Raw genomic sequence first — 19573 nt, forward strand, 5'->3', positions numbered from 1 at the left:
TTTCTTGTTCGTCTTTTATATTGCAAGTACCGTGCCAAATTCTAATCCTTGTTTTAATAGGTTTTCTCTATCTTTTAACAATAAAAAAGTGGACAAAATGAGACGTTTGTCTCGTTTTGTCCACTTTTGTTCCCTTAATAAGAGAATTGTTACTTTATTCATTATCAAAGCTCTTCTGTAATTTTCGGATGTAAATAATTTGACCAATATGATATGCATTATGAGTTGTTACATTCGCTAGCACTTCCCACCACTTTGCAGAAACAGGAAATCCCACTACATCACTTTCAACCTTTTCTTCATTTATGAGATTTTGCCATTGTAACAGTTTTTCTAGTAGTTTTTCGCGTAATTCATCGAAAATTTGATTATCTGAGAGCATAAAACTTTTGTTATTATCTCCTATAGCGGGTACTGCATTCACATTTGATTCTTTATACCTAGTTTGCCACGTAGAGTTCCAATACAGTAAATGTTGTACGATTTCAGCTATACTATTACTCTCTTCATTCGGTTTCCAGAAAGCTTCCCTCTCAGATAAATCCTTAACTGCATCTGAAAATGGCATATACCAACTGGGATCATTTGCATTCGCTAATAGCTGATCTGCTAATACAGCTTTTACATGGACCATTTTTCTTCCCTCATTTCATTATCATATTAATATACACTACTCTATATACGCTGATTCCCTATAATCCCCTTTTTTTACATACAAATTGATTTCATAATGAATGTAAGAATAATAGATTTTCTTATCATAACTCGTTATGATAAAAGAAAAAGAAAGCTGGCGAAAAATGAATAAAAAAATCGCAATAATTACTGGAGCCTCAAGTGGATTTGGACTATTAACTACACTCGAACTCGCAAAAAAAGATTATTTAGTTATCGCTACAATGCGAAACCTTGAAAAACAAGGAACCTTACTATCCCAAGTTACTCAACTTAACTTACAGCAAAATATAAAAGTTCAACAATTAGATGTAACAGATCAAAATTCTATACATAATTTCCAATTATTTTTAAAAGAAATTAATAGAATAGATCTCCTTATAAATAATGCAGGATATGCAAATGGGGGCTTTGTAGAAGAAATCCAAGTAGACGAATATCGAAAGCAATTTGAAACGAACCTTTTTGGAGCTATATCAATTACCCAGCTTGTTTTACCATATATGAGAAAACAAAGAAGTGGAAAAATCATTAATATAAGCAGCATTAGCGGCCAAGTTGGATTCCCTGGTTTATCTCCTTATGTATCTTCAAAATATGCATTAGAAGGCTGGAGTGAATCGCTTCGCTTAGAATTAAAACCTTTCGGAATAGATGTCGCTTTAATTGAACCTGGTTCTTACAACACAAATATATGGGAGGTTGGTAAACAACTAGCTGAAAACCAATCTGATACAACATCTCCTTACAAAGAATATATGGATAAAATACAAAAACATATTAATAGCGGTAGTGATACATTTGGTAATCCGATAGATGTTGCTAATAAAATCGTTGAAATTGCTGAAACAAAGCGTACTACTTTACGATATCCTATTGGAAAAGGTGTAAAATTTATGATCTTTACGAAGAAGATTCTTCCTTGGAGATTGTGGGAATACCTTGTTTTGAGAAGCTTTAAGAAGATGTAAATATAAAGAGTAACTATCAAGATAAATAATGGTAGCTACTCTTTTTAAATATTCATCATGAAAAACCAAAACGACATTAGTATGTAGAAAGAGGATCAAAATAAAGTAACATTGAAACCATAAAAACAAATGCAAAGAATCCAATTATAGAAAGAATATATTCCTTTGTCTCTCTGCTATACTTCCATTCCATCCATACGCGTAATAAGGAAATTGCTCCAAAATAAGTAAGTACAGCAATTCCTATATTAGCATTTTCTACTTTGAACAGATAAATAAAACTTACTATAAGATATACGATAAAAAGACCTATTTCTAATTTTACATGTAAACTATTTACATGCTTATATATCCAAGCATTGCCCTTTGGCATATTTAGTTTTTTTCTTAAAAACTTTTCTAAAAAATATCCTCCAATTATCATAATAACTATAATCCAAATAGTAGAGTTGCCCATTGCATTCCCTCCTATTAAATTAATTATGTTTTCGTAACAAAATGGATTATATATTTTTTAATATGTAGATAATGTATTCATTTTCTTTATCTTCTTTAGTAGTAGTTTTATCAAGACATGTTTTATGTATTGTATAACAACAATCTATTTCCCATCCCTTTTGTTTCGGGATGTTTAATCCTTTTTCTTTCTATTTTTTCAAAAACGAATATAGATAGTACCGATAAAATTAATAGAGTTATTTTTATAATTGACAGAAAACCCTATCCTTTTATTTTCTTACTTGCATTTTCTACGGCTGATCACTCGGATACGTGGCATTCCTTTTATTTTCTACGTCCCAACTAATAATTGTCGCACTATCACGTCCCAACTGATGATGCACGTGTTCTAAAACATTGTGAATATTTTCTTTAAGTGTTTTATCATTTCTGTTCATAGCATTATACAAATTTACAGGTGTTTCATATCGGCGTTCCCCGCATTCTAATACTCCATCTGTCACCATCACAATTCGGTTCTTTCCAGTACGTAATTCACGAATACCTGATGAATAGCAAGGCACAGGTAAATCAAATGTGTTTACATTTCCAATCCATTCGTAAAAATGACGTTGATTTAATGCATATTGTCCTAACTTATGTAACTCTTCATGAAATACATACACTAAACAATCACCGATAGAAAGCCACCATATATAATTTTCTTTCCTTACACATAGTAAGCAAGCTGTTTCACCTTTAATTTTTTTGCACTTTTCCTTAAATGAAGATGACTGAAAAATTGTAAGTATATGATTTTCAACAGACTGAAATACTGAATTAATTGGTTCATTCAAAATTACTTTTATATTTTCATATTCTTTTTCGATTGTATTTACTACTAAATCAACACTTTCTGCACTATTATGTCCATCTAATATAGCTGCAAATTCCCACTCACCATTTGACCAAACTAATGCACCATCTTCATTCTTTTTCGCTCCGGCACTAATATTCCCACCATATGCACCGAGCACGATATCACCATATTGCTTTACCGAAATTTCGTCTAAACACATTTCTCTACTTCCAACCCATGAATGTTGTCTATTATTATTTGTATGCATATTCACTCACCATATACTCTCGTATTCTTTCGCATAGTTTTTTGATTTTCGCTGCGTCACCATATGGTGCGCCAGTCCATTTCGCTATCTCGCTTGGTGACCAAAACTCTTTTGGTGTATTCGGATAACGCGGAATAATGTTTCTTCACTATCCCAGTGGACATGTCCAACGTAAACGAGTTCATCTTCGTAAATAGCTCCACCTGGAACTATAATATTTCCTTTATGCTTTTTGCAAATGAAGCAGTTTTGTTCTACTTGATTGTTTGTTGACATATCCATCACCTTCCTTTTCATATATAATATCACAAAAAAAGGAAAAACAGGTTTTGTATTCCGAATTTTCATTCTTTTGATACAGCAATTTTTGAAATGAATTTACACCTCATTATTTCTTCAAAAACGCAATCCCAATTACGATCCCAATCACAATTCCGATTACTAAATTATTTGTAAAATAACCTTGGAATACACCGATTACAACTCCTATACCAATACCTATTGCCAAAGCATCATTTCTTTTTTTATTTTTAGCCAAAATTGCATCTCCTCCCATCATTTCTCGCTAAACAACATACACTTACTTGAATGTATTAATATATTCACTATCTCACTTGAACATTTCAAAAAAATGTACTTTAACTTCACATATAATATTTTCCATTTTCTGTACATACTCCTTTTATATTGAAAAATTTTCAAGTAACTATTAATTATACATAGGCATTTACTATAAGAAAGCTTCGTAATTTATTGAAGGAGGAACAATTCAAATGTATCCTCATTGGAATCCAAATATAAATCAACAGTATGTTTATTCCCCCCATCCCGCAAGGAATACATTGCATCATGATTCACAATATATGATGCATCATATCGCAAGTCTTGAAAGTCAATTAACTAAATTAATCTCATTAATCGAGGAAAATAATCAATTCATCAAATCAATGGAACAACAACAAAACCAAGTTTGTGCACCAGCTGGAGGTTCTGTTATCGTTCATATGTAATCTAGATGCAATAAAAAACACACTTTGTATTATAAAAGTGTGTTTTTTGGTCATTATTTTCTTTTCGTATGGAACCCTTGTGTAATTCGATCTAATATAATTGCGATTACTACGATAGCTAATCCAGCTTCAAATCCCATTCCGATATTAACTTGTGTTACAGAGCGATATACATCAACTCCAAGCCCTGGCGCTCCTACAAGTGATGCTGTTACAACCATCGATAACGAAAGCATAATGCTTTGGTTCACACCAGCCATAATCGTTCCGGTTGCAAGTGGTAATTGTACTTTAAATAGTTTTTGTGATGCTGTGGATCCAAACGCATTGGCTGCTTCAATTAAATCTTCTGGAACTTGTCTAATTCCTAAGTCAGTAAAACGAATTGTCGGTGGCATTGCAAAGATTACCGATGCAATAATTCCAGGTACTACACCAACTCCGAAAAATGTAATCGCTGGAATGAGGTATACGAATGCCGGCATTGTTTGCATAAAATCTAATGTTGGCTTTAAAAATTTTGAGAACCGTTCATTTTGAGATGCTAATATACCAATTGGAATTCCGACAATAATTGAAATAATAACAGACGTAAGTACGAGTGCTAATGTTTGCATCGTTTGTGCCCAGTAGTTAATATTCAAAATGAATAATAATCCAATAAGCGTAAAAATGACTAAAGATAATTTCCTCGTTGTGTACCAAATGAAGAAACACAAGATAATAATCATCAATATGGCTGGTATTATTGTTAAAAAATTAGTTAGTAAATCAACGAATCCACCAATAATATAAGAGAATCCTCGGAATAAGCCTTCAAAGTGCTCATATAAACTTGCAACAAATGAGTCGACCCATTCCCCTAATGGAATACGTGGTATACTATTCATCGTCTTTCACCTCTTCCTCAATGTTTCCTGCAAGAGCTTGAATGACACTTTCACGTTTAATAATTCCTCTTAGCCTTTTCTTCTCATCGATTACTGGTAAGGGATATTTCATCTCTGCCATTTTTGCATATGTCTCTTCCAGTAAAGTATCCAAATACACATGCGGAATATCATTAAGTAATAAATCAGCAATCGGCCACTGTTTTTGTACTGCTTTACTCGCATCATCCGCAGTTAATATACCTAAAAACTCATACTTTTTGTTTACAACATATACAGTTGAGACGCCTGCATTCCTCATAATTTGAAGAGCCACACGAGGTCCACGATCAATTAATAAAGTTTCTGGTCGTTTTAAAATAGACTCAGCCGTAATTACTTTTCCTAAATTCACGTCCGCAACAAACTTTTCTACAAATTCATTTGCGGGGCTCATCATAATTTCTTCTGGCGTTCCAATTTGGACGATTTCTCCATCTTTCATTAATGCAATACGATCTCCAATTCGAAGCGCTTCATCTAAATCATGCGTAATAAATATAATCGTTTTTTCCATTTTATCTTGTAACTCTAACAATTCATCTTGCATTTCTTTTCGAATAAGTGGATCTAATGCACTAAATGACTCGTCCATTAGTAATACATCTGGATTATTCGTTAGTGCCCTTGCGATTCCAACGCGCTGCTGCATACCACCACTAAGTTGACTTGGATAATTATCTTTATGATGATCGAGTCCTACTAACTGTAGCGATTCTAACGCTTTTTTCTCTCGCTCTTCAACCGGAACTCCTTGTATTTCTAAACCATATGCAACATTTTGTATAACTGTACGATGCGGAAATAGAGCAAATTTCTGAAATACCATACTCATTTTCGTTCTTCTTACTCTCCGTAACTCTTCTTTTCCCATCGTTGCGATGTCTTCACCATCTATGTATATATGACCTGCAGTTGGTTTAATCAATTGATTTAACATACGAACTAGCGTAGATTTCCCGCTGCCAGACAAACCCATAATAACGAAAATCTCTCCAGAGTAAACTTCAAACGTTGCTTTTTTCACCCCAACGTTCATTCCTGTCTCTTTTAAAATTTCCGATTTACTTTTTCCTTCTTTTAATAAGGAAAGGGCTCTTTGCGGATGTTTCCCGAATACTTTTGTTACGTTTTCAACACGCACCTTTGTATTATCCATGTCACTACTCCTTTTCTACCCATCTATTCACATAGTGTTGCGATTTTACAAAGAAATATTACATAAAAATGACATTCATAAGATTTCTTTAAAATTCTCGTTTCCGTTCATAATAAGAATGCTTACTTATACATTTATTTTATAAGGCAAACGTTACTTAGGAGGTTTTCGATGCGAAAGAAAATTTGGTTTATATGCCTTGCATTATTTATTACTATGATTTTCACTTCATGTAATGCAACAAATGCAAATTCGAAAGGAAAAATTAAACTTGGTGTAACAAGTTGGAAAGAAAATATTGCAACTGCAAACATGTGGAAAGTTTTATTAGAAGAAAAAGGCTACAAAGTTGAGCTCATGTATTTAGAAAAAGCCGCAATTTGGACTGGTGTCGCTCGTGGCGATGTTGATGCGAATTTAGAAGTATGGCTACCAGTTACAGATAAACCGCTAAACGATCGTTATAAAGATGATATTGTCTTAAAATCAAAATGGTACGAAGGTACTGGACTAGGTTTAGTCGTCCCTTCTTATATGAAAAACATAAACAATATCGAAGATTTAAATGCTCATAAAGATGAACTAGATAATAAAATTGTCGGTATCGAACCCGGTAGTAGTCTTATGAATTTAACGAATAAAGCAATGAAAGAATATGATATAAAACTAAAACTTGTCCAATCTTCTGAAGCTGCGATGATGAGTGAACTAAAGAAAGCATATACAAAAAAGAAACCAATCGCTGTTACGCTTTGGAATCCGCATTGGGGTTTTTCAGAATTTGACTTAAAATATTTAAAAGACCCTAAGAAAGTATATGGTGAAAAAGATGACATTTATTACTCCGTTCGTAAAGGTTTCGAAAAAGATCACCCGGATATCATAAAATACTTTGATAAATGGAAAATGAACGATGAACAGCTCGGTACGTTAATGGTCATGTTAAATAAAACAAAAGATCCTGAAGAAGCTGCGCGAAAATGGATTAAGAACAATCAAGCGCTAGTTGATGAATGGGTAAAAGATTAATAAAAATAGGCTAGAGGGTTCGCATATCCTCTAGCCTGTTTTTAACTTATTTTTTCGTAACAACATCATCTACAATCCCATATGCCTTTGCTTCTTCTGCGGTCATAAAATAATCTCTTTCTGTATCATGTGCTACTCTTTCAATCGGTTGCCCCGTTTTTTCTGCAATCATTTTATTAATATCATGCTTTAACTTTAATATTCTCTTCGCAGTTATTTCAATTTCTGTTGCTTGCCCTTGTGCACCACCAAGCGGCTGATGAATCATAATTTCACTGTTAGGGAGCGCAAACCGTTTTCCTTTTGCTCCAGATAATAATAGCAATGCACCAAATGATGCCGCAAAGCCCATGCACAGCGTTTGCACATCTGGTTTAATTAAATTCATTGTATCTAATATAGCAAATCCCGCTGTCGTTGATCCGCCGGGGCTATTAATGTATAAAAATATATCTTTCTCTGCATCTTCTGCTTCTAAAAATAATAATTGAGCTACGACACTACTCGCTACTTGATCATTTATTTCTGAACCGATAATAATAATACGATCTTTTAATAACCTTGAATATATATCATAGGAACGTTCTCCTAATTTCGTTTGTTCCACTACATATGGAATTGCATTCATTTTATATCCCTCCAATAATTGTTATGCTGCTAAAAGCATACAACTGTAGGAAGAAGGTTTTTTCGCATTAAATAATAAGACTGGCTGTTTAGATGGTAACTTAGTAAAATCTATTGTCGGAAGCAGTTTCGTTAATAATTCCGGTCTCTCCTCTCGAATAGACGTTACTACAACTTCCATATCATCTGTGAATTCAACTATCTCAATCCCTTCTTCACTTACAGTTTTCAGCCTATTTCTACTACGAAACAAAGAAGCTTTTACTGCCCCTTCTGATACAGAACACACTTTAGCAATATCAGCGATACTATATTGAAAAACATCTTTTAATAATAAAATTGCGGATTGCTGTACATTTAATGAAGACAATACTTTCCCTACCATTTCATGCAAATCTGCAATGTTCTCATGTGGTTCTTCAAAAGTGATTTGTTCTCTTATTTTTTCATGAACAGACTTAGACTTTATCTGATCTAACCAACGATTTCTTGCTATTTTATAGACGAGTGTCATACAAATATCTTTATTTCTATATTTTTGAAGCACTTTACACACTGTTTCTTGGGCGAGATCTTCCCCATCCCATTTGTTTTTCGTTAAAAAAGTACAGTATCTTTTTAACTCTCCATATTGTTCAATTAAAAAGTTTATATTTGAATGATTCATATCGATATGGTTCTTTAAAACATGAGTTACTTTTGTGCACAAAATAACCACTCCTTTTCAGCGCTTACTTAATAAACGATTCAACATTAAAAAAAGTTACGGGGATATAAAAAAATAATGTTTATGTTCAATAATTCGCGGTCATAAATATGTTATGTACAATTTTACGTGAGGAGGAACAAATTTGCCAAAATTAACAATTGAAGGTGCGGGAACTTTTGATGTGAAAGAAGGAACAAAGTTAGTATTAGCAATTGAAGATAGCGGTGTCAACATTCTTCATCGTTGCGGCGGGAATGCACGTTGCACAACTTGTAGAGTAGAAATACTAGCAGGTGATTTCTGTGAAGCGAGTGCGAATGAGAAACATGCAATGACGGAAAAAGGGATTGAAGATCATTTACGATTATCTTGTCAAATGCGTGTACATAAAGATATAGTCGTTCGTCCGGTACTTACAGTTGAAAATTCAGGTCTTGATGCTGGACCGCGTCCGGCGGAGTAAAGCGATGAATTTAAAACAGCTCGCTGGCGAATATGCCGCTAACTTTGTAAATGATGGCATGAAGATTGGGCTTGGTACAGGTTCTACTGTATATTGGACAATACAAAAATTAGGTGAGCGTGTAAAAGAAGGATTATCATTTCAAGCTGTACCGACATCAAAGGAAACTGAAGCATTAGCACATCAACTAAATATCCCCCTAATTTCGTTAAATGACGTACAAAGTCTTGATCTTACAATTGATGGAGCGGATGAAATTGATTCAAATTTACAACTTATAAAAGGCGGTGGCGGTGCATTACTTCGTGAAAAAATCGTTGCCTCTTCCTCTAAAGAACTAATTATCATTGCTGATGAATCGAAACTTGTAACACATTTAGGTACTTTTCCATTACCTATTGAAATCATCCCTTTTTCATGGAAACAAACCGAAAATAAAATTCAGTCTTTAGGATGTCAAACAACATTACGTTTGAAAAATAATGAAACCTATATAACCGATAACAATAACATGATTATCGATTGTATATTCCCTAATCATATTTCTAATCCTGCCCATTTACACACTCAATTAAAAATGATTACTGGTGTAGTTGAAACAGGGTTATTTATAAGTATGACGAGTAAAGTAATTATCGGCGCTAAAAATGGGATAAAGGAATTGTAATAAAAGCTAACTTTTTAAAGTTGGCTTTTTAGTATGTTCTTCTCTTTATAGCGCTTTATTATGATATACTATGAAAACACAAGCTGATTACATTAGAAAGGACTGAACATTTTGCAATCCAAACTTATAACAGAACTTGCTGATTTAGAAACTGCCTTTCATATTCGAAAAGAAGTATTTGTAAAAGAACAAGGTGTCCCTCTTGCAGATGAATTTGATACATTCGATGAAATCAGAGAGCAATGTAAACATATTTTAGTTTATTATCATGAGCTTCCTGTAGGCACAGGGCGTATACGATTTGTTGATGGTGTCGGAAAATTAGAACGTATTTGTATTTTAAAAGATTATCGTACATACGGATTAGGTAAAGTCATCATTCAAACGTTAGAAGAACTTGCTCGTAACAAACAAGTTACAAAAGTGAAACTACACGGTCAAACACAAGCTGAAGGATTTTATACAAAACTAGGTTATCAAACTTCTTCTGATATATTTATGGAAGATGGCATTCCACATATACTTATGACGAAAGTATTATCATAATAAAAAGGCAGTGTATGAATCTTATGTATTCATACACTACCTTTTTTTATTAATAGAAAAGTGAATTCTCAAGATTCCCTTTTGCATCAAAGCCCATCATCTCTTAGTTCATACCTAAGTAAAGCTTACACTGTTTTCCATAATGATAATGCATAAATCCAGTTTGGATCACCATTTCCTTGATAACTCTGGACTGCTTCATATACTTTTCCTTCGTGCAGAACTCTATCTCCCTTTTTATATGCTTTTTTTGCATCCCACGCTTCATATGAAGCGTTTTCAGTTTTTGTAGTAATTGTGAATATATCACTCTGTACGGATTCATTTCCAGCTACATCAACAGCTTTCACTACATATTTATAAGTAGTATTAGCGAGCAGATTTTTATCCAAATAAGAAGTTGTATTGGATGTTGCAATCTTTTTCATTGCCCCTTCTGTTTCTCTATAAATATCATAATGGTCTACACCAATATTATCGTCAGATGGACTCCACATTAAATCCACACTTGACGCTGTCGTTCCCATACTATGTAATCCTTTTGGTTGTGTTGGTGCTTCTGTATCAGGAGTCTCAACTGTCGTTTTTACTGTAAGCGCTGCACTTTCTTTCGATACATTGCCAGCTGCATCAATTGCTTTTACAGTATAAGAGTATTCTGTACTTGGTTGTAATTTCTTATCAATAAAATGAGTGCCTAGTACTGTATCAATCATCTCTCCGTTACGGAAGATTTGATATCCTTTTACCCCTACATTATCCGTAGAAGCGTTCCATGTTAGTTCTACACTATTCGCTGTTACTTTTTGCGTCTGAAGTCCATTTGGAATACTTGGCGCTTCTATGTCTGGTTTCACATCATTAATAAGATTAACATCAATTACATTATAGAATGCATTTGCTGTATCAGCTACATCCCATACTGCTAAAATCACATGATATCCACTACGATCAGTAGGTACATTGATTTTATGAGTTAAATTATTTGAAGCTGCAGAACCATCATGTTGTACTGTTCCAATTGGTTCAAAATCTGCTCTTGTTAGCGCTTTATTTGGATTCCATCCTTTTTTAGTAATATAGTAATGCCACTTACTCGTTAAGTGAGGCGCAGTATACTTCCAAGTAAATGTATTTTCCCCACCAGTGATTGTATTTTTAAACCAACGATTTGCTGTTTGTTGATCTAAAATACCACCAAATTTTCCGCCTGCTGAAGCAATTTGTCCATCTACTGGACCACCTTGTGGGAACCCTTTTGGAGCTTCTAAACTTTGTGGTTCATACATAACACTTCCACAGTTTACATTTAGCGCACCATAAGTTGGACTACATAAAGCAGATCGGCTACCAGGCTTTTCAACAAAACCGTGCGCATAAGCATTTTGAGGAATAAGTGTCGTACTAATAATTCCAGCTGTTAATGCTACAGCTCCTAAACTTTTTTTGTTCATTTTCATATTTTGTAGTTGTTTTAAAAATCGATTATTCATGTTCATGTCTCCTTCTTGTTATACTTTGTAGTGGAATGTGGGCTTTGATGTAAAAGAATAACAAGAGACAAACTTGTACCGATGTATGTGTTAATTATGCATACACCGCAGTGAAATTATATTTTTCTTGTGAAATATTTCACTTTATGAATATATCATGACATAGAAATTACCTGAGTATGTGCAGAAGTTGTGCAGAAACAGTGAAATTATTACTAACATGTAAAACTAAGTCCTAACATTTTAAAATAAAATTTGAATATATTTATCTATCATCTTTACTTCATAATTGACAATACATTTAACTAGTTAACTTTTATTCTTATACTTATATCTCTCAGTGCCTTAGTTTTAACCATACTAGATATTAAAAATAAGAATTATAAAGTTAAATAAAAAGCATCCTATTTAGATGCTTTTCTAATGTATAATTTCATTTTTTCACTGACCTACAAATATAAAAATTTCATCAACAGCTTCCTTATATCCATCTGATTTTTGGAAAGATTTCTTCAAATTCAAAGCAACTTCTTTAAATGACGGATTATTTAATACCATTTCTACACTTTCACTTAGTTGATCCGCAGTTAATCCTTGCATTTGTAATTTTATTCCTGCTCCAAGACTCTCCACTTGCTTTGCGACTACTGGCTGATCTGCACTTTGCGGTATTACAACGAGCGGAACCCCGTTATACAGTCCTTCATGCGCACTGTTCATCCCGCCGTGTGTAATAAATAGTTTCGTATATGTAAGCAGCTCAGTTTGGGGTACATAGTTTTTCACAATGAAGTTTTTAGGAATTTCGCCTAGATCACTTATTTTTGTTTCACTACCAATAGACATAACAATTGTATGCTCACTATTCTCAAAGGCCTTCATACACAGTTTATAAAAGTCAATCGCTTCATTAAAAACAGTACCTAATGAAATATAAATCGGACTTTTTTCTTCAATTGAAGTAAAATCAACGTCTCTGTTTTTCATTTGTGCAGAGATAGATGGTCCTACAAATTTATATATTTCATCAAAAGTATCACCAAAAGGCTGGAACTCCTTAATTGTATATACAATAGTAAGGGGTGCAGGATTACAGAAAACTTCATACGATGATTTTATTTCAACACCATATTTTTCAGCAATTCCCTTCGTTAAGTTTTGAAAATCATTCTGTATTTTATCATAAATTTCTACTGGGATATTTTTTGATAGATGACCTAACATTTGCTCAAAAGATTTTTCATCCTGCGCAAAAGATGTGCATGAATTTATGGCTGGAAGTTTAAGGATTTGAGCAATTAAATGGCCACAGCCAAACATAGAATCATGAATTATGTAATCAAAATGTTCACCTTCAATTTGTTCTAAAACGCTAGGTATTACAATATCCGCTGTATGTAGAAGGCCATTTATTCTTTCCTGTAAATAATTTCTGCCTCCAGATAGAAACGCTTTTATAAATTTTTGATCATCAATCGTTCGTACAGTAGCACCTGTCTTCTCAATCCGCTCCCTGAAAGCTTCTATTGAAAAATAAATGACCTCTTCACCACGAGAAATCAATTCATCTACAACTTGTAAAGTTGGATTTATATGTCCTTCTGATCCAGCATTAATAAATAAAACACGCGCCATAATAAACACTCCTTACGTTAAATCATTTCTATGTTGGCAAGAGTACGGATTCTCTCCATACTCTTTTCCTAGCTGTTCGTATCATGTTCCTACTAAATTGACCTAGCGAGTCTAAAACCGAGATCATCTATATGAAATGTAGGATGGCTTCGACGACGACAAGTAGCGCCGCACCCTCTCGCTGTTTCAGCCCAACTACCACCACGAAAAATACGGTATGATCCGTACACTGTTTCATCATACAAATCATAACACCATTCCCAAACGTTCCCTAGCATATCATAAAGTCCCCATGCATTCGGTTCTTTTTGGCCAACGTCATGAATCTCTCCATTTGAATTTTCATTATACCACGCTATATCATGAAGTTTCCCGTATGTATATCCGGTTGTACTTGCTTTACATGCATATTGCCACTCCGCCTCAGATGGTAATCGGTAGCCATTTGAACCTAAATTACATTTCACAATTTGACCACCATCACTAATAGAATAATATTCTTTTAATCCCGCTTTTTTTGAAAGTACATTACAAAACGAAATGGCATCGTTCCATGAAATATTGACAACTGGTTTATGATTTTCATCAAAATTATTTAATGTACTATTTGTAATAGCATCATATAGTTCCATTGTTACAGCATACTTTGCAAGAAGAAATGGTTGAATTTGTACTAGCCATTCTTTTTTTATTCGATCATCTCTTAATACTACCTCTCCAGCTGGAATATTGACCATTAATGAATTGATTAGTTGAATTAAATCGTTAGTCATTTTCTATTCCTCCAAACGTTCATTTTATATGAACTTAAAGTCATATACTCATTACAAAATAGAATTTTCAAAAAGCGTTAAATTTTTCATAATAAAAAACGATTAGTTTTATTAAACTAATCGGTAAGATTCACAAAGAATTTTTGTGTTACATTCTATAATTATATGTGCTCTAAAAATTTCCGAACCTCATTTGGAGATTTTAAAACAATAACCTTTTTCTCTTCCGGCAATTGCTCTAACCCTTTTAAAATTGTAGGTCGTTTAGCATTAGGATATTCCCATATCCATTTAAAAAATTGCAAATCAAATCTTTCTTCACATCCCGCGCCCATATCTGGTCTTGTTTTATTCCGGTATTTTACAATTCTTTTAAAAGCACGATAAATACAAATTGTTCTATGAATATCAAGGAAGATAATTGTATCAGCTGCATTCAGTCTTATACCCATCGTCCCGCCATAATTCCCATCAATAATCCACTTCTCATCTTTAATTAAGTTATTTTGAACTGCTATTTGTTCTTCTCTCGGAACACCTTCCCAATTCGGTTTCCAAAATAATGCATCAAGATGATGCACCTTAATATTTAATTTATTTCCTAACTGCCTTGCTAATGTAGATTTTCCTGAACCACCAGAACCAATTAATATTATTTTTTTCATACCTTTACGATACCTTCTATAACTTCTTCAATAGTTTCCTTATTAGCTAAAATCCAGAAGAACATTTCTTCATTTAACTTTAATGAATCTGGTAACTGGACAAAATAAGCAATAAAGATAATTTGAATTGAAAGCATAACATACCAAATGGCTTTTAGTTCTTCTTTCGTTAAATCATTTTGTTTATAATAACCTTCAAAGACTTTGCTAACGATATGTAACCCTTTCCCTCTTAATCTTTCATCACTAAATAGCTCGCTTAATATACTTGTACAGCAATAACATAAATCAAATATTTTTACATTATTTTCTAAAATCTCAAAATCTATAAACCCTTCCAGTTTATCATCTTTAAAGATTACATTTGATAGATGCATATCACGATGAATAATTTGTCTCGGTAATGGATGGACCGTTTCCTTGAAAGCTGCGTGCATTCGCTCCATCTTTTGAATTACCTCTCGATGAACATACTCATTCTTTTCTAAAATCGGTATAGCCCATTCAAATACCATCCTATATAAATCTCTTTTTATTAACTCATGGTCACTATTCACCGAATGTAATGCTTTGTGCAGATTAGCTATTTCTTCTCCAATTGTACTTGCTAGCCTTTCCAGCTTATTCGTATCTTTTATTTCTAAAACACTTCCGGCAACATACTCATATAAGCAATAATATTTTTCTTTATATAATACATATTGTTCATCATTTTCTGTCTTTACTACTCTCTGTACTTTAATTCCCTTTTCATACAGTTGCTTCAAAACATCGAATTCAACTAGAAGTTGCTTTATTGATCCTGTTTTCTTTAAAATATACTCTTTATTCTTGCATATAACCTTCGCTACTTTTTGTTGAATTACAGTAGCTGTGACATGTTCATTTTGAAACCAAAACTTTGCAATTTCCAGTGCTTGTTCCATTTACAAATACCCCTTTTACAATTCTTATGTCTTCCGAAAAATAACCTCACACAGTACTCCCACTCCAACACCAATTGTATAGGCCACTAAATCACTCCACAAAAAACCGTATCCCAACACGAGTCCGCCCAAAGTCGTTGCACGCATGCTATCTATCCATTCCGCATGATACAATTGGCTCGCTTCAATCCCGTAGCAAAACATTAAACTAATAAAAGCCAACTTCTTCGTCTCTGTTTTAGGAAACAAAAATCCAAAGCCAGTGAAAATCATTAATGCCCATAAAGCATCGCCTAAGTAATTATTTAATAGATGTGGTAGTGCAAAAGAAAACTTTCTTGAGCTAAGACCTAAAATAATAATAACTATAGTAAATAGTGCATATACTACTCTATTTCGTTTCGTATTCATTTTAAAGTCCCCTAATATGTAATGTAAAACTGTAAATAGCTAGTAAAACAAAGTTATTTTACTAGCTATTTATTAGTTGCTTTAATGATAAGAAAATGTGGATTCGTATTTAGATAATAATATGATTTTTCGTCTACTTCTTTCATTTTTTCAATTGCCTTCGGTTCTACTATCTCTTCTAATACAAAATAATTTGTAGTTTCATTTAGTATGTCTTGTAATGATCTTCTAAAAAACTTGACTTCAATAGTAATATTCGGTTTAACCCAAGTATCTATTAATAACTGTTTTTCAAAATAATTTTCACATGGAAACTTTGTGAAATCCATAAAAGGATGATGAATAGAATATATAAGTTCTCCACCTGGCTTCAATACACGACGAAATTCTTGAAATACTTGATTCCAATTTTCTATATAATGAAGAGTTAATGAACTTACAATCACATCATATGTATTATCTTTAAATGGCAATGTTTCTTGCAGATCATGACAAAGGAACGTTGCTTCTTCTCCTATATTTTCTTTTGCTGCTTTTACCATTTCAGGACTTACATCAATTGCTGTAACATTTGCTCCTCTTTTTATGAATTGAGAAGTATACCATCCAGCTGCACATCCAGCATCTAGTATCTTTTTTCCTTCTAGTTCCTTTGGAATAAGCTCCATCATCGCCGGTCTTTCATAATAACTGTTATATGGATTTGCGAAATCTAGATTTTCTTTATATGTACTCGCTAATTTATCATACGTATCTTTAATCGAATCTTTCATTACACACACTCCTAATACATATTAATCCATTAACTCCTGCTGCTTTTTCTTTGAAAATGATTGTAGTACTAAATCATACGACCAATCAATCATTTTATTAATTTGCTCCTGCACTATGTCCTTATGAATATAAACAGTATTCCAATGTTTTTTATTCATATGATACCCTGGAATAATGGTTTCTGGATAATCTTCTCTTATTCTTAATGCGACTTCTGGATCACACTTCAATGTAATCGCAGCTTTTTCGCCTTCTTCATGATTTACTATCGCAAATATTTTATTATTAAGCCTCATACATGTTGCACTCCAACCATCTGGAGAATCTTCTGTCGCTTTTCTTTTCGATAAACAGTATGCTCTTGTTGCATTCATTTTAATTGGCACCTCTTATTCTTTCCCTGTTTGATTACGATGCATCACAATTTGCTTCGTTGCTTGAAATTGCTGCTCACCGTAAAACTTTATTAGCTTCTCTCCGCAAAATAGACTAACAATATGAATATGAGATATTTCTCGAAGTAATATTGTAAGCATCTTCTCTCCAATACCTTTATTTCTTACACTCTCATGTACGACAACATCTTCAATGTATGCTCGAAAAACACCATCAGAAACGACTCTAGCAAATCCAACTAATTCATTTTCTTCCCATACTCCAATGGCTATACTATTCTTTAACATTTTTTCAATATCGACTTCTTTTCTTTCTGGCCACCAACCGACAGAATCATAAAGCTTCTTTATTTTTTCTGCACAGATTGGTTGTTCTTGTTGCAATTTATACGTGTACATATTCTTTCTCCTATCAAACAGTATACATAATATTATTATAATCTCTTTTCAAAAAAGTGCTGACTATGACCTTTCGGATGATCTTCAACGACACCATACTCCCTGTAACCGTGCTTTTTATAAAATTCTGGTGCTTGAAAACTAAATGAATCTAGCAATATTAATCTACACCCTTTCTCCTTCGCAATCCCTTCAATTTCATGTAAAAGTTGGCTGCCATAACCGTCATGACGAACTGATTCATCAACCCATAAAAAGTCGATATGAAGGTGATAAAAATACATCGTACCTGTTACGCCACCAAAAATTTTTCCTTCTTCATTTTTTACTACGAGGCGTACTTCTTCCATCGTCTGTCTTGCCTCATCTGTTAAGATGGACATATTATATTGAATAACTTTATTTTTAATATATTCTCCTTCAGTACGTGTACCGTTCTTTATATGTTTCATTTATATTGCTTCCTTTCAGCTTAGTAATCTACATTTTATTTTTTCTCTTTAAAATACTAATACATACGAATCCACCATATGTAACAAAGCATGAAAAGCCAATTATACCTGGTACAGAGACATATCCTACCCTTATGTAACTTATAACCGCAAAACAAACGATAGACAATAAAATAGATGGCCAAAATATAAGAGCTGTTTTTCTTCTTCCTCGTTGCGATGTACTTTCTTTCTCTCCAGAAACACGTGTGCCAAAAAGCAATACAATACAAATAAGGATCGCTGCAAAGTAAATTGTATCTAATGACAAATTGTGATCATATAGTGCGATTCCAACTTCAAGAGCAATAATCGTTAAAATTAAAATAATGATTGTTGAAGTCTTTAAGTTTCTTTTCAATCGCTCACTCCTAGCATGCTTTCACTATATTCTTTGTATATGTACTTTAAAACTGCTGCAAAAGCTTCATCTACCTCTTTATTTTCACTTCGATTCGGTAAATCTTTTCCCCCCATCACATAAAGAAGCGGAAATTCGTTAAACATTCCTATAATACCAATATTTATTGTAGCTGTGAGTAATCCACCTGTCATATGAGCTAAATGATAATATGGGATTTCTTCATACTCTCCTTGCTGTCTTACCATGCCGCTAATAATTGGTTCCCATAATTCTGGTTCTGATTTATAACCTTGAAAGGTTTGTATGAAAAGGGCAAGAACTTCACTTAATTCTCCAACATTTTTCTCATCTCTAGCATTCTCTTGTATATAAATTTTTGAAAAGTACGTTTGTGCGTACATTTTCACAGCATCCCATCCACCACAGTGCATTACAACTGACTGTGCAACGCAACTATCATGACAAGCAATCATTACCTCTACCGCTTGACTAAGTGTTAAAGAAGTTCTTCCTTGTAAATGCGGATATAACTGCGCACTATCTTCATGCGGATTAAATTTAATGTGATGAAGTATATCATTCCAATTATGTTTATTTTCCTTCACCATTTGCGTTACTACAAATCCAATGACTAATTTTGCTGCTGATGCTAACGGAATATTTAATTCATTATTATATGAAGCAACTATCCGATTATCTTTTGTAGAATAAATTGCCATTCCCACATAATTAGATTGTACCTCTTTTATTTTATTTATAACAGTTTCCATTTCCATCCCTCTTTTTATATCGTTATATTAACTTCTAATATTTCAACATTGAATGTAAAAAAACTTTTCATTAGCTATTAAAATAAGAAAAAGGTAGCATGAATTTTTTCTTGCTACCGAAAAATAT

Annotated in this window: 27 protein-coding genes and 1 pseudogene; 6 read left to right on the forward strand and 22 right to left on the reverse strand. The window is 33.2% G+C overall.

Features of this window, described 5'->3' with window-relative positions; all coding sequences use genetic code 11:
• Positions 1-15: 15 nt before the first annotated feature.
• Together C3Y97_RS27845 and C3Y97_RS13470 are read right to left on the reverse strand one after the other, a co-directional pair.
• Positions 16-162, reverse strand: coding sequence for a hypothetical protein (locus C3Y97_RS27845; RefSeq protein WP_001045414.1), 147 nt, complete (start codon positions 160-162; stop codon positions 16-18).
• Positions 155-634: a DinB family protein gene (locus C3Y97_RS13470; RefSeq protein WP_088859549.1), complete on the reverse strand. Its 480-nt coding sequence runs from the start codon at positions 632-634 to the stop codon at positions 155-157. Before C3Y97_RS13470 ends, C3Y97_RS27845 begins: the two co-directional genes overlap by 8 nt.
• 166 nt (positions 635-800) lie before the next feature.
• Here C3Y97_RS13470 and C3Y97_RS13475 point away from each other — a divergent pair, with 166 nt between their 5' ends.
• On the forward strand, positions 801-1646 hold the full coding sequence (locus tag C3Y97_RS13475) for an oxidoreductase (RefSeq protein WP_001034798.1): 846 nt from the start codon (positions 801-803) through the stop codon (positions 1644-1646).
• A gap of 76 nt (positions 1647-1722) precedes the next feature.
• On the opposite strand, the gene C3Y97_RS13480 is transcribed toward C3Y97_RS13475, so the two are convergent.
• From C3Y97_RS13480 to C3Y97_RS13495, 4 genes and pseudogenes are all read right to left on the reverse strand, one after another.
• Complete coding sequence (locus tag C3Y97_RS13480) at positions 1723-2103, reverse strand: DUF4181 domain-containing protein (protein ID WP_136363456.1); 381 nt, start codon at positions 2101-2103, stop codon at positions 1723-1725.
• Positions 2104-2395: 292 nt separating this feature from the next.
• On the reverse strand, positions 2396-3211 hold the full coding sequence (locus tag C3Y97_RS13485; protein ID WP_136363737.1) for a PP2C family serine/threonine-protein phosphatase: 816 nt from the start codon (positions 3209-3211) through the stop codon (positions 2396-2398).
• Positions 3198-3508 (reverse strand): annotated as a pseudogene (locus tag C3Y97_RS13490) (hypothetical protein). Before C3Y97_RS13490 ends, C3Y97_RS13485 begins: the two are co-directional and overlap by 14 nt.
• A 91-nt stretch (positions 3509-3599) precedes the next feature.
• On the reverse strand, positions 3600-3767 hold the full coding sequence (locus tag C3Y97_RS13495; RefSeq protein ID WP_000508397.1) for a glycine zipper domain-containing protein: 168 nt from the start codon (positions 3765-3767) through the stop codon (positions 3600-3602).
• Positions 3768-3984: 217 nt separating this feature from the next.
• Here C3Y97_RS13495 and C3Y97_RS13500 point away from each other — a divergent pair, with 217 nt between their 5' ends.
• Entirely contained in the window at positions 3985-4221 is a 237-nt protein-coding gene (locus C3Y97_RS13500; RefSeq protein WP_000283219.1) for a hypothetical protein, read from the forward strand.
• A 53-nt stretch (positions 4222-4274) separates the two neighbouring features.
• Here C3Y97_RS13500 and C3Y97_RS13505 read toward each other — a convergent pair whose 3' ends face one another.
• Together C3Y97_RS13505 and C3Y97_RS13510 are read right to left on the reverse strand one after the other, a co-directional pair.
• Positions 4275-5111: an ABC transporter permease gene (locus C3Y97_RS13505; RefSeq protein ID WP_001084759.1), complete on the reverse strand. Its 837-nt coding sequence runs from the start codon at positions 5109-5111 to the stop codon at positions 4275-4277.
• The gene (locus C3Y97_RS13510) at positions 5104-6309 is read right to left on the reverse strand and encodes a quaternary amine ABC transporter ATP-binding protein (RefSeq protein ID WP_000370606.1); all 1206 of its coding nucleotides are present in this window, start codon (positions 6307-6309) and stop codon (positions 5104-5106) included. The genes C3Y97_RS13505 and C3Y97_RS13510 overlap by 8 nt, the downstream gene beginning before the upstream one ends.
• 171 nt (positions 6310-6480) lie before the next feature.
• Between C3Y97_RS13510 and C3Y97_RS13515 the strand changes: the two genes are divergently transcribed.
• Positions 6481-7338 (forward strand): glycine betaine ABC transporter substrate-binding protein, encoded by an 858-nt coding sequence (locus C3Y97_RS13515; protein WP_136363457.1) that lies wholly within the window; start codon positions 6481-6483, stop codon positions 7336-7338.
• A 46-nt stretch (positions 7339-7384) separates the two neighbouring features.
• Here the strand turns inward: C3Y97_RS13515 and clpP are convergent, their stop codons facing one another.
• Together clpP and C3Y97_RS13525 are read right to left on the reverse strand one after the other, a co-directional pair.
• A complete protein-coding gene (gene clpP, locus C3Y97_RS13520; RefSeq protein WP_000991610.1) occupies positions 7385-7966 on the reverse strand; it encodes an ATP-dependent Clp endopeptidase proteolytic subunit ClpP in 582 nt (193 codons plus the stop codon).
• Between the two features lie 21 nt (positions 7967-7987).
• Positions 7988-8674: an RNA polymerase subunit sigma-70 gene (locus C3Y97_RS13525; RefSeq protein ID WP_000337507.1), complete on the reverse strand. Its 687-nt coding sequence runs from the start codon at positions 8672-8674 to the stop codon at positions 7988-7990.
• Between the two features lie 142 nt (positions 8675-8816).
• Here C3Y97_RS13525 and C3Y97_RS13530 point away from each other — a divergent pair, with 142 nt between their 5' ends.
• The 3 genes from C3Y97_RS13530 (at position 8817) to C3Y97_RS13540 (ending at position 10350) form a co-directional block, all read left to right on the forward strand.
• On the forward strand, positions 8817-9137 hold the full coding sequence (locus tag C3Y97_RS13530) for a 2Fe-2S iron-sulfur cluster-binding protein (protein WP_001125388.1): 321 nt from the start codon (positions 8817-8819) through the stop codon (positions 9135-9137).
• 4 nt (positions 9138-9141) lie between these two features.
• Positions 9142-9804 (forward strand): ribose 5-phosphate isomerase A, encoded by a 663-nt coding sequence (gene rpiA, locus C3Y97_RS13535; RefSeq protein ID WP_001049982.1) that lies wholly within the window; start codon positions 9142-9144, stop codon positions 9802-9804.
• 111 nt (positions 9805-9915) lie between these two features.
• Positions 9916-10350, forward strand: coding sequence for a GNAT family N-acetyltransferase (locus tag C3Y97_RS13540; RefSeq protein WP_136363458.1), 435 nt, complete (start codon positions 9916-9918; stop codon positions 10348-10350).
• A gap of 125 nt (positions 10351-10475) precedes the next feature.
• On the opposite strand, the gene C3Y97_RS13545 is transcribed toward C3Y97_RS13540, so the two are convergent.
• From C3Y97_RS13545 to C3Y97_RS13600, 12 genes are all read right to left on the reverse strand, one after another.
• Positions 10476-11843, reverse strand: a complete 1368-nt coding sequence (locus C3Y97_RS13545; protein ID WP_001065145.1) for a lytic polysaccharide monooxygenase — start codon at positions 11841-11843, stop codon at positions 10476-10478.
• 441 nt (positions 11844-12284) lie between these two features.
• On the reverse strand, positions 12285-13478 hold the full coding sequence (locus tag C3Y97_RS13550) for a macrolide family glycosyltransferase (protein ID WP_098212918.1): 1194 nt from the start codon (positions 13476-13478) through the stop codon (positions 12285-12287).
• Positions 13479-13570: 92 nt separating this feature from the next.
• Entirely contained in the window at positions 13571-14251 is a 681-nt protein-coding gene (locus C3Y97_RS13555; protein WP_000180354.1) for a formylglycine-generating enzyme family protein, read from the reverse strand.
• Between the two features lie 161 nt (positions 14252-14412).
• The gene (locus tag C3Y97_RS13560) at positions 14413-14916 is read right to left on the reverse strand and encodes a DNA topology modulation protein (protein WP_000720556.1); all 504 of its coding nucleotides are present in this window, start codon (positions 14914-14916) and stop codon (positions 14413-14415) included.
• Positions 14913-15842, reverse strand: coding sequence for a phosphotransferase enzyme family protein (locus C3Y97_RS13565; RefSeq protein WP_000434080.1), 930 nt, complete (start codon positions 15840-15842; stop codon positions 14913-14915). Before C3Y97_RS13565 ends, C3Y97_RS13560 begins: the two co-directional genes overlap by 4 nt.
• 24 nt (positions 15843-15866) lie before the next feature.
• Positions 15867-16253, reverse strand: a complete 387-nt coding sequence (locus C3Y97_RS13570; protein ID WP_001093458.1) for a ribosomal maturation YjgA family protein — start codon at positions 16251-16253, stop codon at positions 15867-15869.
• Positions 16254-16318: 65 nt separating this feature from the next.
• Positions 16319-17026, reverse strand: coding sequence for a class I SAM-dependent methyltransferase (locus C3Y97_RS13575; protein ID WP_000655262.1), 708 nt, complete (start codon positions 17024-17026; stop codon positions 16319-16321).
• Positions 17027-17047: 21 nt separating this feature from the next.
• On the reverse strand, positions 17048-17401 hold the full coding sequence (locus C3Y97_RS13580) for an MmcQ/YjbR family DNA-binding protein (RefSeq protein WP_000994621.1): 354 nt from the start codon (positions 17399-17401) through the stop codon (positions 17048-17050).
• Between the two features lie 15 nt (positions 17402-17416).
• On the reverse strand, positions 17417-17821 hold the full coding sequence (locus C3Y97_RS13585) for a GNAT family N-acetyltransferase (RefSeq protein ID WP_000288973.1): 405 nt from the start codon (positions 17819-17821) through the stop codon (positions 17417-17419).
• 35 nt (positions 17822-17856) lie between these two features.
• Positions 17857-18273, reverse strand: a complete 417-nt coding sequence (locus C3Y97_RS13590; protein ID WP_000680537.1) for a GNAT family N-acetyltransferase — start codon at positions 18271-18273, stop codon at positions 17857-17859.
• Between the two features lie 28 nt (positions 18274-18301).
• On the reverse strand, positions 18302-18673 hold the full coding sequence (locus C3Y97_RS13595) for a hypothetical protein (RefSeq protein ID WP_000827997.1): 372 nt from the start codon (positions 18671-18673) through the stop codon (positions 18302-18304).
• On the reverse strand, positions 18670-19446 hold the full coding sequence (locus C3Y97_RS13600; RefSeq protein WP_065212630.1) for a serine hydrolase: 777 nt from the start codon (positions 19444-19446) through the stop codon (positions 18670-18672). Before C3Y97_RS13600 ends, C3Y97_RS13595 begins: the two co-directional genes overlap by 4 nt.
• Positions 19447-19573: the final 127 nt, after the last annotated feature.

This window comes from Bacillus sp. DU-106 (genome assembly GCF_004799705.1).
GTDB classification, from domain to species: Bacteria; Bacillota; Bacilli; order Bacillales; family Bacillaceae_G; genus Bacillus_A; species Bacillus_A cereus.

Bases quoted from the DNA above. Each gene is read 5' to 3' on its own strand.
- C3Y97_RS13480 (WP_136363456.1), bottom strand. From the start codon at position 2,103: ATGGGCAACTCTACTATTTGGATTATAGTTATTATGATAATTGGAGGA.
- C3Y97_RS13505 (WP_001084759.1), bottom strand. From the start codon at position 5,111: ATGAATAGTATACCACGTATTCCATTAGGGGAATGGGTCGACTCATTT.
- C3Y97_RS13515 (WP_136363457.1), top strand. From the start codon at position 6,481: ATGCGAAAGAAAATTTGGTTTATATGCCTTGCATTATTTATTACTATG.
- C3Y97_RS13475 (WP_001034798.1), top strand. From the start codon at position 801: ATGAATAAAAAAATCGCAATAATTACTGGAGCCTCAAGTGGATTTGGA.
- C3Y97_RS13560 (WP_000720556.1), bottom strand. From the start codon at position 14,916: ATGAAAAAAATAATATTAATTGGTTCTGGTGGTTCAGGAAAATCTACA.
- C3Y97_RS13585 (WP_000288973.1), bottom strand. From the start codon at position 17,821: ATGTACACGTATAAATTGCAACAAGAACAACCAATCTGTGCAGAAAAA.
- C3Y97_RS27845 (WP_001045414.1), bottom strand. From the start codon at position 162: ATGAATAAAGTAACAATTCTCTTATTAAGGGAACAAAAGTGGACAAAA.
- clpP (WP_000991610.1), bottom strand. From the start codon at position 7,966: ATGAATGCAATTCCATATGTAGTGGAACAAACGAAATTAGGAGAACGT.
- C3Y97_RS13550 (WP_098212918.1), bottom strand. From the start codon at position 13,478: ATGGCGCGTGTTTTATTTATTAATGCTGGATCAGAAGGACATATAAAT.
- C3Y97_RS13580 (WP_000994621.1), bottom strand. From the start codon at position 17,401: ATGAATGCAACAAGAGCATACTGTTTATCGAAAAGAAAAGCGACAGAA.
- C3Y97_RS13575 (WP_000655262.1), bottom strand. From the start codon at position 17,026: ATGAAAGATTCGATTAAAGATACGTATGATAAATTAGCGAGTACATAT.
- C3Y97_RS13510 (WP_000370606.1), bottom strand. From the start codon at position 6,309: ATGGATAATACAAAGGTGCGTGTTGAAAACGTAACAAAAGTATTCGGG.
- rpiA (WP_001049982.1), top strand. From the start codon at position 9,142: ATGAATTTAAAACAGCTCGCTGGCGAATATGCCGCTAACTTTGTAAAT.
- C3Y97_RS13565 (WP_000434080.1), bottom strand. From the start codon at position 15,842: ATGGAACAAGCACTGGAAATTGCAAAGTTTTGGTTTCAAAATGAACAT.
- C3Y97_RS13555 (WP_000180354.1), bottom strand. From the start codon at position 14,251: ATGACTAACGATTTAATTCAACTAATCAATTCATTAATGGTCAATATT.
- C3Y97_RS13500 (WP_000283219.1), top strand. From the start codon at position 3,985: ATGTATCCTCATTGGAATCCAAATATAAATCAACAGTATGTTTATTCC.
- C3Y97_RS13570 (WP_001093458.1), bottom strand. From the start codon at position 16,253: ATGAATACGAAACGAAATAGAGTAGTATATGCACTATTTACTATAGTT.
- C3Y97_RS13590 (WP_000680537.1), bottom strand. From the start codon at position 18,273: ATGAAACATATAAAGAACGGTACACGTACTGAAGGAGAATATATTAAA.
- C3Y97_RS13495 (WP_000508397.1), bottom strand. From the start codon at position 3,767: ATGGGAGGAGATGCAATTTTGGCTAAAAATAAAAAAAGAAATGATGCT.
- C3Y97_RS13470 (WP_088859549.1), bottom strand. From the start codon at position 634: ATGGTCCATGTAAAAGCTGTATTAGCAGATCAGCTATTAGCGAATGCA.
- C3Y97_RS13600 (WP_065212630.1), bottom strand. From the start codon at position 19,446: ATGGAAACTGTTATAAATAAAATAAAAGAGGTACAATCTAATTATGTG.
- C3Y97_RS13485 (WP_136363737.1), bottom strand. From the start codon at position 3,211: ATGCATACAAATAATAATAGACAACATTCATGGGTTGGAAGTAGAGAA.
- C3Y97_RS13545 (WP_001065145.1), bottom strand. From the start codon at position 11,843: ATGAATAATCGATTTTTAAAACAACTACAAAATATGAAAATGAACAAA.